The sequence below is a fragment of the Aquimarina longa SW024 genome, from assembly GCF_001401755.1.
GTDB classification, from domain to species: Bacteria; Bacteroidota; Bacteroidia; order Flavobacteriales; family Flavobacteriaceae; genus Aquimarina; species Aquimarina longa.
Genome location: NZ_AVQK01000024.1, coordinates 135488 through 148632, shown reverse-complemented (window position 1 = coordinate 148632; position 13145 = coordinate 135488). Strand labels below are relative to the sequence as shown.

Below are 13145 nucleotides of genomic sequence, written 5' to 3'. Positions count from 1 at the left end.
AATTCTAACATCAGAACTAAATAATGTGTTGATTTTTAAAAAGATAGAATGCTAAGATAGAAAAAAAAATAAAATATCAGGTGTTTTTTTTATGCTTAATTAATATAACAACCATTTTTTCTTAACTATACTATATAATACTAAATCTTCTTAACATGAATATTATTTTTTTATATGATTAAGATTCGTTGTAGTGGACCATTTATTTATTGCATCATAAAAACTAAAATCCAATGCTGTTTTTTGATCTTTTAGAATACTTGACTGAAAACTACGTTGTAATATATCTTCTATCCAATAATCTTCTTCTATATTAATAGGGTCATATTCTTTTTTTAGTGAGATTTTAAAAAGTTTTGCTGTATTATTATACCAGAAAGCTCTCCATCCACTTCGATATTCTTTTACAAGTTTAAACATAGTCTTCCCTGTTTGGCGATGAATTAACTTAACTAATATTTGCCCTTCTGTACGTGTCAATTTTTTAAGTTCTTTTGTAAACTCTTCTTCCATATACTTTTGAAGAATTTTTATGTATTTCTTTTTGGATCTTTTAGAGGTTATTCCTTCTAACCTTTCATTAAGAGTTGTTAGTCTATCAGATGCTAACTTTGCATAAGGGTATACTTTACGAGTTTTTCTTCTAAGAATAAGATATTTCCGTCTAGCTAAATTATCTTTAAATTTTAGTTTCCCTAAAATAATTACTTCATCTAAATCTATTGCCTCATGGGGAATTGTATCTCCATCTATAATATAATATTGTACATATCCTGTAGTATCTACTCCAGAACTATCAATATTTTTCTGAGCATACATTTGAATTGTAGTTATTAATAACAATATCCATAAAAGTTGTTTCGACATATTAACTATATAAGACCTCCAAAATTAACAATTAACCATTTGTAAACTGTAAAATAAATGTGAATATTGTTATTTTAGCAATAAACTTAATACAATGGCAAAAAAAAGCATTCTAAATAAAAAGTCGCTGACTTTTCTTGAAAAATATTTAAACAACGCTGCTCCTACTGGTTATGAATGGGAAGGGCAAAAAATATGGATGGATTACCTAAAACCTTATGTAGATGAATTCATCACAGATACATATGGAACCGCTGTTGGAGTAATCAATCCACAAGCTAAATATAAAGTAGTTATAGAGGGACATGCTGATGAAATCTCATGGTATGTAAACTATATTACAGATAACGGACTTATTTATGTTATTAGAAATGGTGGTAGTGATCACCAAATTGCTACTTCTAAACGTGTTAACATTCATACTAAAGATGGTATTGTCGAGGGTGTTTTTGGATGGCCAGCTATACATACGAGAAAAAATGGCAAAGAACCTGCTCCTACTCTAGAAAACATTTGTATTGATGTAGGATGTACTACAAAAGAAGAAGTTTTAAAACTTGGTGTGCATGTAGGATGTGTGATTACATATCCTGATGAGTTTTTTATTTTGAACAATGACAAATTTGTTTGTAGAGCTTTAGACAATCGTATGGGAGGGTTTATGATTGCTGAAGTAGCTCGTTTACTGAGTGAAAACAAAGACAAGCTTCCTTTTGGATTATATATTACTAATTCTGTACAAGAAGAAATTGGTTTAAGAGGTGCAGAAATGATAACGCATACCATTAAACCTGATGTAGCTATTGTTACTGATGTATGTCATGATACCACCACTCCTATGATTGAAAAGAAAACTCAAGGAGAAACAAAAATTGGAGATGGTCCTGTGATTTCTTATGCGCCTGCTGTACAGAATAAACTTAGGGAACTCCTTATTGACACTGCTGAGGATAAAAAAATACCTTTTCAACGTATGGCATCTAGCAGAATGACAGGAACAGATACTGATGCTTTTGCTTATAGTAATGGAGGTGTAGCGTCTGCTTTAATCTCTTTACCTCTACGATATATGCATACTACTGTAGAGATGGTACATAGGGATGATGTTGAAAATGTTATCAAATTAATCTATGAAAGTCTTCTTACTATTAAGGAAGGTGAAACTTTTAGTTATTTTGATGAGTAACTAATTATTATTTTTATCATTAAAAAAATTAAACCCATAAAATTATGGGTTTAATTTTTTCTTAGAACCTATTTTCTAACTCTAAAAACCATGCTTTAATTTACATCATATCATTAACATACAAGGTTTCCTTAGAAACAATTGATTCTTATTTAGATCTCCATATAAAATATCTAAATGAACAATATGAGCTTCAAAACTTTATAGCTTCTGGGAGAAAAACTCCTAGAACAGGTGGTATAATTTTATCTAAAATCTCTGAGAAAAATGAATTATTAAAAATTTTAGATAAAGATCCTTTTAAAATAAACGGCTTAGCAGATTATGATATCACTGAGTTCATTCCTAATAAAACCTGTGAAGAGTTAAAGTTTTTAATGGAATAAGACCTTTTTTAGAATAATCATATCATGAATATAGAAAAGGTGGCTAAGTTTTTAGCCACCTTTTTAAATTCAAAAAATTTATAATGCGGTATCCATTATTTCCTGAACTACATCAGGATTTAGCAGTGTAGATGTGTCTCCTAAATTAGAAGTATCTTTTGAAGCAATTTTTCTTAAAATTCTTCTCATTATCTTACCACTTCTTGTTTTAGGTAAACCATTTACAAATTGTACTTTATCTGGTTTTGCAATCGCTCCTATAGTTTTAGCAACCTGCCCTCTTATTTCAGCAATCAGGGCATCGTCACCTTTTTTATCTTCGTGTAACGTTACATACGCATATAATGCTGTTCCTTTTATATCATGAGGAAAACCTACAATAGCTGATTCTGCTACTGCTAGATGTTCATTAATTGCATTTTCTATTGGAGCTGTACCAAGGTTATGACCTGAGACAATAACTACATCATCCACTCTACCGGTAATTCTGTAGTTGCCTGTAGCATCTCTATAAGCTCCATCTCCGGTAAAGTATTTATCTTCATATGCAGAAAAATAAACTTCTTTATAACGTTGATGGTCTCCATAGATTGTTCTTGCCATAGATGGCCAAGGGAATTTAATTGCTAAACGCCCTTCTGACTGTTGGGATCTAAATTCTATTTCATTTCCATTTTCATCCATCAAGACCGGTTGAATCCCTGGTAGTGGTAGTGTAGCAAATGTTGGTCGTGTTGGTGTGATCCCTGCTAATGGAGAGATCATAATACCTCCTGTTTCTGTTTGCCACCAAGTATCTACGATAGGAGAGGTTCCTTTACCTATATTATCATTATACCAATGCCAAGCTTCTTCATTAATCGGTTCTCCTACAGATCCTAAAACTTTTATGGATGATAAATCATGCTGCTCTACTAAGTCTAATGATTGTTTTGCTAATGCTCTAATTGCTGTTGGTGCGGTATAAAACTGTGTTACATTAAGTTTATCACAAATCTCCCAAAAACGACCATAATCCGGATAACTTGGTACTCCTTCGAACATTACTGTTGTAGCTCCCATTGCTAATGGGCCATATACAATATATGAATGTCCAGTAATCCATCCTATATCAGCTGTACACCAATATACATCTCCATCATATTTCCTTTGTGGTATTGTATTTGTTGGTGCAAAATGATCACATTGAAAAACGTTAGCAAAAGTATAAGCAGTATATACCATATACCCTCCTATAGTGTGGACCATACCTTTTGGTTTTCCTGTAGAACCAGAAGTATATAAAATAAATAACATATCCTCAGCATCCATTATTTCTGCAGGACATTCTTTTTCTACTTTTTGTAGTTCATCATACCAAAATTTATCTCTTCCTTCTTGCATTGGCGTTGGTTCTACTGTTCTTCTATACACAATCACTGTTTCTATAGAAGGAGTAGTTTTTAACGCCTCATCACACATTTCTTTCAATTTAACAGCCTTAGTACCTCTATATACTTCATTGGCTGTAATCAACATTTTACATTGTGAATCATTAATACGACTAGCAATAGCAGTACTAGAAAACCCTGCAAATACAATAGAATGGACTGCTCCTATGCGTGCACATGCAAGCATTGCAATAGCTAACTCCGGAATCATAGGCATATAAAGACAGACACGGTCTCCTTTTTTAATACCATTATTTTTTAAAACATTAGCAAAATGAGATACTTTTACAAAAAGTTGTCTGTAAGTAATATGCCGAGATTCTTCATCTGGATCGTTAGGTTCCCAGATAATAGCCGTTTTATTTCCTAATTTATCTAGATGTCTATCTAGACAATTTTCTGTTATATTTAATTTTCCTCCTTCAAACCACTTTACTTCTGGTTTTTTAAAATCCCATTGTAGTGTTTTATCCCATCTTTTATGCCAATGAAATTTTTCTGCAATAGCGTCCCAGAATTTTTCAGGATTTGATATACTTTCCTGATAAGCTTCTTTATATTCTGCAAAAGAACGAAGTTGAAGCGTGTCTCTTATTTCCATGATTTGTGATTTTGTAATTTTCGGTGTATTAAATTCTTTTAAAACATCTCATCGACAAAAAAATCTCGACGAGTAACTACTATTTAGGTGTAAACAACCTTATTTTATTTTTTTTCGTGATTTATTAACTTTTTTTATATCATAAGTTCATTAATTTCAGCCATAACTTTCTTTATCGAAAATGGTTTTGTTAAATACTTATCTACTCCCATTGCCAGCCCTTTTTCGATATCTGATCCTTTATTTTTTGCAGTCAAGAATATTACTTTACTATTTTTAGTAGTATCATTTTTTCTTATGTACTCTAAAGTTTGATATCCATCTATATTAGGCATCATGATATCTAAAAGAATTACATCTGGCACTTTTGATTTTAATATTTCTATGGCTTCTGCTCCATCACGGGCTATAAAAACTTCAAAATTATTTTTTTTAAATGTATATTCTAAAGACATCACTATATTAGGTTCATCATCAACTATTAATATCTTCTTTTTACTCAAAATTGTTTTTTTATATTATATATATTCTTATTCAGGGATTTCTATACTAAAACGAGCACCTGTTTTATAATCCTTATCTACCCATATCCGACCATTATGCCCTTCTATAATTTGTTTACTTATTGCTAAACCAAAACCACTTCCTACTGGTTTTTTTACATTCTGGTTTTTAGACTGGTAAAATTTATCAAAAATATACTTAATATCCTCTTCCAAGATACCTTTTCCATTATCTTCAATATTGATTTTTATATAATTTTCAATTTTTTCTAAAGTTATTTTTACTATTCCTTTTTTCTCTTCTACAAATTTAATAGCGTTAGAGAGTACATTTATCAATACCTGAAGAATCCTATCTTCATCATATAACGCTGTATATGATTTCTGAGGTTTTGATATTATAATTTTTATATTCTTTTTCTCTGCAATTGTATGTACTCCAGATATTGCTTTTTCTATCGTATCACTCAGATTATTTGTTTTCTTATCCAAAACTTCTCTACCTGATGCTAGCTTTTCTAAATCTAAGATATTATGAATCAATTTAGCTAAACGTTCTGAATCATCTAGAATGTTCGTTAAAAATTGCATTTTTAGGGCTTCTGACATATCAATATTATCTAATAAAACCTCTGATGCTGCTCTAATTGATGTTGTAGGCGTTTTTAACTCATGTGCTACTGTGTCTAAGAATTCATCTTTTAATTTATCTTGAAGTTTTAATTTTTCTGTTAATAGAATTAACTCTTCTGATTTTTGTTTTAGAAACTTATTGCTAGAAATTGTCTTTTTATTTTCTTCTAAAATCTCTAATACTTCTATTAAGGTAACTGGTTGCTCATCTACTACACTTGCTATTAAAATTCTGGACGAAGCGCTACCGATACTTCCTGTTAATAATTTCTCAGAAAAATTGATCAATCTTGCATCTGCTTTTTTGTCATTCTTAGAAAGATCATATTTTAGATAAAATAAATCTAAAGCTCGTTCTGTACGTTCTTCTCCTAAAAAACGATTTAGAACATTTCTTATATCAGATACATAAGCTTCTCCTTTCCAAACAAAAGCATTTTCTTGTAATGAATTATAGTTACTGTTTACAAACATTTCTCCATAATTACGTTCTCTATAATTACCTTTAAAAGAAAGAGATACATAAAGGTATACTATTACATTAAAAAGCATACTCCAAAAAAATGCATGTGTTACTGGATTTAGAAAATCTATCCCAAACAAAGCATATGGCCTTAAAAGTGTTAGATTAAATGGTCCGAAAACAATAAAATTCATATTACCAAAAATTGTATCTAATACAAATGGTAAAACAAGAGTGTATGTGGTGATTAATGCTCCTGTGATTATTCCCATTTTAGCTGCAAAAGATGACCCTCTGTTCCAAAACAATCCTATAAAAAAAGAGGGGGCTAACTGCGCTATAACAACAAAAGATAATTGACCTATTGAAAATAATGATAATTCTATATTAAAATTAATATAGAAAAAGTAGGCTCCTAGTATTAAACAAAAAATAGCTGTCCTACGAATATTCTTAATGTAATTAGCATTTCGATCAGGGTGACTTTTGCTAAATTTATCTAAAAAACCATAAGGGATTATTAAGTTATTACTAAGCATAGTAGATAATGCTAATGTAGAAACTATTACCATAGAAATAGCTGCAGAAAAACCACCTAAAAACACTAGAGTTGCCAAGAAAATATCTCCGTTTTGTAAGGGAAGAAGTAATGAATAATAGTCTGGATTTGCTAGATTGGCTAAGCGCAATTTCCCCCCCCAAGCTATAAAAACAACAAATATATTAAACAGTAAAAGATATAAAGGAAATAACCAAATTGCTTTTTTGAGATGTTTTTGATTTGTGTTTTCTATTACTGAAACATGAAATTGTCTTGGCAATAAAAAAATAGCCAAAAAAGATAAGGCTATCATAAAATACCAGTTGATACCAGACTCTAAACTATCGAATGTGGTTAAAGATTCAAAATCTTCGGTAATCGATATCTGGTTATAAATATCTAGAGTACCGTCAAAAAGAAAATAAGAAACATATATCCCTACTCCCAAGAAAAAAACAAGCTTAATTACAGATTCTACTGCCACAGAAAAAATGATTCCTTGTCTGCGCTGTGTTGCATCTGTTGTTCTTGTTCCAAAAAATGCAGCAAATACTGCTAATAAGAATGCTGTATAAAATGTAGAGTCTTGAAAAATAGTACTTGAGGAATTAATAGGGTTTTTAGAAATTATTCCAAAGGTTTCTGAAACAGCTTTAAGTTGTAATGAAATATAAGGCACTACTCCTAAAACACATATTACTGTTACTAAAGCTCCCAAAAAACGATCATTACCATATCTAAGTGATATAAAATCGGCAATACTGGATACTTTATGTTGTTTTGATATTTTTATGATTTTTTTTAATACAATAATCCAAATGGGAAAAGCTATTACTGGGCCTAGGTAGGTTGTTAAAAAACTTACTCCAGAAGTTGCTGCGATACCTACACTACCATAGTATGTCCAAGCAGAGCAATATACTGCCAGAGATAATGTGTATACATAGGGATTGTTAACCCATGTTCTTTTTGCCTTTTTCTCTGCCCAAAATGCAACCCCGAATAGGAGTAATAAATATCCTATAATTATGAATATCAATATATAACTATTCATAAAATTTTTTCAATATTATAAGAGAGATTAAAATAGAAGCCGCCCAAATTAGAAATACAAAAAAATATAATATCGGAAATCCGAAAATATTTCCAGAATGATTAAACATAAATATAAGCGGAACATTAAACAGAAAAAGTAACGCTATAGATAATACTACTAATTTTTGTTGATGCCGTTTCTTCATAAGGGTACTATGATTATCTATTTTTTTGAAAGATCGACTTTCTGGTTTCAAAATTTTTAAAACTATTCTACTTAATTTAAACCTCACAGGATTTTGAGTCTTGTGAGGTCTAGGTTATATATCTCATTAATGTGTTGCTTCTCCTGCTCCACTTGGAATTCTTATATTTTCTACTATTTCTTGCACCTCTTCTGGGGGGGCACTTGTAAATTTAGATATCACTAAGGATACCACAAAATTGATTGCCATTGCTACTGCTCCAAATCCTTCGGGAGAGATTCCAAACCACCATTCGCTTGATGGAGGTAGTGTTTCATCAAACCATCCTAGTTTATATTTTATCATATATAATAGCATACATAATATCCCTACAACCATACCTGCAATAGCTCCTTCTTTATTCATTCTCTTATAAAATATCCCTAGTACAATTGCCGGAAAAAAGGATGCTGCTGCTAATCCAAATGCTAAGGCAACTACTGCTGCTACAAATCCTGGAGGGTTGATCCCAAAATATCCTGCTACGCATACTGCGGCTACTGCAGAAAGACGTGCTGCTATTAATTCTCCTTTTTCAGAAATATCTGGTTTGATCATCTTTTTGATTAAATCGTGAGATACTGAAGATGAAATTACTAATAATAATCCAGCTGCAGTAGATAATGCTGCTGCTAATCCTCCTGCTGCTACTAAAGCAATTACCCAATTAGGGAGATTTGCTATTTCTGGATTTGCTAATACCATAATATCTCTATCTACAAAAAGCTCATTTTTGGTAGCTGCATTTACGTTAGTAATTGTACGTTCACCGTATTCTCCTCTATTTTTTCCATCAAAAACTGGTTTGTTCTTATTTCCTTTTACTGAATGACCATTAGCATATTGTACTTGTCCATCTCCATTTTTATCTGTCCAACCTAATAAGCCCGTATCTTCCCAATTCTTAAACCATGTAGGAAGTTCTTCGTATTTTTTATTTTGTACAGATTCTATAAGATTTGTCTTTGCAAAAACAGCTACTGCGGGAGCTGTCGTATACAATATTGCAATCAGTAATAATGCATATCCAGCAGATTTACGAGCATCTTTTACTCTTTTTACAGTAAAAAAACGAACAATTACATGTGGTAATCCTGCTGTTCCTACCATTAATGCTAGCGTTATAGCAAATACATCTAATGTAGATTTTGATCCATCAGTATATGCTGAAAAACCGAGTTCTGTACTTAGCCCATCTAACTTATCTAAAAGATAGGTTCCTGAACCATCTACAATAGTATCTCCAAATCCTAATTGTGGTATTGGATTGCCTGTCATCTGGATAGAAATAAATATTGCTGGAACCATAAATGCAAAAATGAGCACACAGTATTGCGCTACCTGAGTATATGTAATACCCTTCATTCCTCCTAACACCGCATAAAAAAGTACGATAATCATTCCAATGATTACACCTGTATTGATGTCTACTTCTAAAAATCTTGAAAATACAATTCCAACACCTCGCATCTGTCCTGCTACATACGTAAAGGATACTAATAAAGCGCAGAATACAGCTACAGATCTTGCTGTTTTTGAATAATATCTATCTCCTATGAAATCCGGAACTGTAAATTTTCCGAATTTTCTTAAGTATGGAGCTAGTAATAGTGCTAATAACACATATCCTCCTGTCCATCCCATTAGATATACGGCACCATCATAACCTGAAAAGGCTATAATACCTGCCATAGATATAAATGATGCGGCACTCATCCAGTCAGCCGCAGTTGCCATACCGTTAGCCAAGGGGGATACTCCCCCTCCTGCTACATAAAACTCTTTTGTAGAACTGGCTCTAGACCAAATTGCAATACCTATATATAGTGCAAAGGTTATCCCTACCAAAACATAAGTCCAAATTTGAACACTCATACTATTTTTTTTAGTTGTTTATAATTTTAGAAACTGTATTTATTAAATCCAATTCAATCACTTTGTCTATTTTTTTTAATCTTTATCATATCCATATTTTTTATCTAACCTATTCATTATCCGAACGTAGACAAATATTAAAATTACAAATACATAAATCGAACCTTGCTGAGCAAACCAAAACCCTAAAGGAAACCCTCCTATATGAAATTGATTCAATAGATCTTTAAAAAGTATCCCTGCTCCATATGATACCGCAAACCAAATTGCTAATAAAATGAATAAGTACTTTACGTTTTCTTTCCAGTATGCACTGGCTTTTTGTTGTTTTTCTGACATGATTATAAATTTTAGAGATAGATCATTGCTTGTAGGGTTATAAAACTTCTGTCGTCATTATTTCCGTATTTTGTATTTAGATATTCTAGCGTTAGTTTAGAATTATGACCACTGAAATATGCGTTAGCTCCAATACCAAATGTTGCTGCATTGTCATCTATAGCATCTATAGAACGGGTATTAAAAGATGCATAAGGCTGAAACTTCGTTTTTTTATTATCATTAGGGATTATATATCCTACATGGGTATAAATCATGGATCCTGTCTCATAGGTTTGTCCTAAAGTATAATTTTTACCATAATCATTATTTTGATAGGTAGCATATGCTGTAATCACGGAACCGTTTTCTCCTAGAGGTGCATCATAAAAGGCATCTATCGCAAATATTGAAACATCTTCTCCTTTTATGATATTATCCGTATCCATCATTACACTACCTTTGGGATGATAAAAAAATCCTGCTCCAATATTAAATACTTTTTTACTTCCTAAATAGGAGCCTACTTTGTATGGTAAAAAATTAGATTCTTGATCCATAAAATTATAATCAAAATATCCTGCAAAGTTTTTTCCGGAATCCTTAGAACCTAACAATCTTCTACCTGCATATATAGCAGATCCTCCTGCAACAGGAGCTGTTTCTTCTTGAAGATTATTGGTTATAGATTCATTAATAGCTATACGATATTGTAGTTTTCCAAAAGCCCCTTTGGCATAAACTCCTATATGACGGGCAAACTGATCTGATAATCCAATCGTAGCCCAAGATTGTCGATTGTTATCTAATGTCATCATATTTAATGTACTTTGATTATTCAATCGAGAAATACCGTTCCAATAATGTAATCCTCCACCAATTGCATGATTAGAGCTTAAACTATATTGTCCCCAAACTCCATGAAAAAAAAGTTGTGAGCTTTCTTCTTTACCTGTCGGGCTTAGATTATCTGCATTTAAGCTATTTAGCCCAAAATGGGTGAGGATTAAAAAATCTTTATTGATTTGAGAGTACATCAAAATACGAGCTCTACGGATACTAAAATCTGTTTTACTATCTTCTTTGGGTACATTACCTGAGTATTTAGCCCAGAATTGAGCCCAAGAAATTATTCTAAAGTATTTAGAACCATCTTCATTAAGCTTAACCTTAAACCCTCCTTGATAGTCTGGTGATCCTTGTGCAAAGACTGTGTGTGAAATCAAAAAACTACTAAAAAAAAGTAGTAAAATAAGTTTTTTCATAATTTTAAGAATTTGATTTGTAGAAAGTATTTTTACTACTTGCGTAGTGTTGTGCACATCATAAAATTCTAAAAATTATGTTAGCTAATAAAAATCAATATAGTTTTTTGCTAATTGATATAGTTATTCTTTGAAACGTTCCCATTTTATTAGCATAAATTTATCTCCTAGTTCTGTAACTACTACTCCTGCTCCTTTTATATTCATAGGGTTTTGAAAATATTCTCCTAGTTCTGAAGTATTTAATATCTTATATGTAGAATGATATTGCGTATTGTATGGTCTCTTAATATTGTATTTCTTTACCCAATTCATTACACTTACATGTGACACCCCTAATATTCGTTCTATCTCACGATAAGTTAACCCTTCTAGATACAGTTGTAATGCCTTATTAACATAATAGTCGTCTATCTTTTTACCTAGCTTATTTACTGTAAAATAATAATTACAATTCTTACAACGATACCTTTGCTTTTTGTTTATTATTCCGCTTTTTATATATGTATTAGAACCACAATTAGGACAAGAATTAAAATTCATATATAGTATTTTAGCATAAATATATCATTTTAGCAATAAAAAAATAACAATTATTTAGTATATATTATAAATATTTTTAATTTTCAACTCTTTTTTATTAATAAAAACAACTGTATTTTACTAATAAAAAAGAAATATCAAAAAAACACACTAATGGCAGACGAGCTAATTGATATACTTGATGAAGTAGGAAAGTTCACAGGAAAAATAGAGTTAAAATCCGAAGCTCATCGATTAGGGTTGTATCATGCAAGTGTTCATATATGGTTCTATACTAATAAAGGTGAAGTATTATTACAAAAAAGAGCTGATTGTAAAGATACTTACCCTAATTTATGGGATGTGTCTGTTGCTGGACATATTGGAACAGGAGAAACTGTTGAAAGTTCTGCTATTCGAGAAATTAATGAAGAAATTGGTTTATCTGTACCTAAAGATAATTTAAATTTTATAGGAATGTACTTGTCTAAAAAAATACCGAAACCTGATCTTTATGATAATGAATTTCATCATATATACCTTTCACATCTTGATGTTCCGATTACATCACTAATACTTCAAAAAGAAGAGGTTTCTGACTGTACTCTAATACATATCAACCTATTAGAAAAACATCTCTTAGACCCTATCAAGTCTAAGACATATGTTCCTCATGACACAGCATATTATGATTTTATTCATAAGGAAATCATAAATCGATTATAGCAATACTCTTATTAAAACTAACTATTGTAACTTCATCTCTTATTATTTATTTATAATAAATTTGTATTGAAATTTAAAAAACAATAAACAAAAACTATGATCAATTCAAATACTAAAACAATAGAAGCATTAAATATATTATTGGCCGATTATCATATGCATTATCAAAAGCTTAGAAATTTTCATTGGAATATTACAGGATCTCATTTTTTTGAGCTTCATGTAAAGTTTGAAGAATTTTATGAAGATGCCAAGCTAAAGATAGATGAAATTGCTGAAAGAATCTTAACTCTTAGAGGGAACCCTATTAGCAATTTTAGTGTATATTTAGATCTTTCTAATATTAAAGAAGCAAATACAAACCTAAAAGATCATGAAATGGTAACTGCTGTTCTTAAGGATCATGAAATACTTCTAAAACAATTAAAAATTGTAACTGCTACAGCAGAAGATGCTAAAGATGATGGAACATTAGACATTACTGGTACTTATATAGGAGAAATAGAAAAAACAAGTTGGATGCTTAATGCATGGAATCAAAAAAAATAA

Annotated in this window: 12 protein-coding genes; 4 read left to right on the top strand and 8 right to left on the bottom strand. The window is 31.0% G+C overall.

Annotated features, from left to right (window positions below; all coding sequences use genetic code 11):
* Positions 1–162: 162 nt before the first annotated feature.
* Positions 163–867: a DUF4294 domain-containing protein gene (locus N456_RS06030; RefSeq protein ID WP_062054943.1), complete on the bottom strand. Its 705-nt coding sequence runs from the start codon at positions 865–867 to the stop codon at positions 163–165.
* A gap of 94 nt (positions 868–961) precedes the next feature.
* On the opposite strand from N456_RS06030, the gene N456_RS06025 reads away from it, so the two are divergent.
* Positions 962–2053 (top strand): M42 family metallopeptidase, encoded by a 1092-nt coding sequence (locus N456_RS06025; RefSeq protein ID WP_062054941.1) that lies wholly within the window; start codon positions 962–964, stop codon positions 2051–2053.
* A gap of 98 nt (positions 2054–2151) precedes the next feature.
* Positions 2152–2439: a YciI family protein gene (locus tag N456_RS23640; protein WP_082422447.1), complete on the top strand. Its 288-nt coding sequence runs from the start codon at positions 2152–2154 to the stop codon at positions 2437–2439.
* A 78-nt stretch (positions 2440–2517) separates the two neighbouring features.
* Here the strand turns inward: N456_RS23640 and acs are convergent, their stop codons facing one another.
* The 7 genes from acs to N456_RS05985 all read right to left on the bottom strand — a co-directional run bounded on the left by acs (position 2518) and on the right by N456_RS05985 (position 11891).
* The gene (gene acs / locus N456_RS06020) at positions 2518–4470 is read right to left on the bottom strand and encodes an acetate--CoA ligase (protein ID WP_062054938.1); all 1953 of its coding nucleotides are present in this window, start codon (positions 4468–4470) and stop codon (positions 2518–2520) included.
* 134 nt (positions 4471–4604) lie between these two features.
* Positions 4605–4973, bottom strand: coding sequence for a response regulator transcription factor (locus N456_RS06015; protein WP_262482809.1), 369 nt, complete (start codon positions 4971–4973; stop codon positions 4605–4607).
* A gap of 27 nt (positions 4974–5000) precedes the next feature.
* Complete coding sequence (locus N456_RS06010) at positions 5001–7664, bottom strand: sensor histidine kinase (protein WP_062054936.1); 2664 nt, start codon at positions 7662–7664, stop codon at positions 5001–5003.
* 313 nt (positions 7665–7977) lie between these two features.
* Positions 7978–9765, bottom strand: coding sequence for a sodium:solute symporter family protein (locus N456_RS06000; RefSeq protein WP_062054934.1), 1788 nt, complete (start codon positions 9763–9765; stop codon positions 7978–7980).
* 75 nt (positions 9766–9840) lie between these two features.
* The gene (locus tag N456_RS05995; RefSeq protein WP_062054932.1) at positions 9841–10104 is read right to left on the bottom strand and encodes a DUF4212 domain-containing protein; all 264 of its coding nucleotides are present in this window, start codon (positions 10102–10104) and stop codon (positions 9841–9843) included.
* Between the two features lie 11 nt (positions 10105–10115).
* Positions 10116–11348 carry a hypothetical protein gene (locus N456_RS05990; protein WP_062054930.1) on the bottom strand — a complete coding sequence of 411 codons (1233 nt, stop codon included), beginning with the start codon at positions 11346–11348 and terminating at the stop codon, positions 10116–10118.
* Positions 11349–11471: 123 nt separating this feature from the next.
* The gene (locus N456_RS05985; protein ID WP_062054928.1) at positions 11472–11891 is read right to left on the bottom strand and encodes an IS1/IS1595 family N-terminal zinc-binding domain-containing protein; all 420 of its coding nucleotides are present in this window, start codon (positions 11889–11891) and stop codon (positions 11472–11474) included.
* A gap of 153 nt (positions 11892–12044) precedes the next feature.
* Between N456_RS05985 and N456_RS05980 the strand changes: the two genes are divergently transcribed.
* The gene (locus N456_RS05980) at positions 12045–12596 is read left to right on the top strand and encodes an NUDIX hydrolase (protein WP_062054926.1); all 552 of its coding nucleotides are present in this window, start codon (positions 12045–12047) and stop codon (positions 12594–12596) included.
* 96 nt (positions 12597–12692) lie between these two features.
* Positions 12693–13145, top strand: coding sequence for a Dps family protein (locus tag N456_RS05975; protein ID WP_062054924.1), 453 nt, complete (start codon positions 12693–12695; stop codon positions 13143–13145).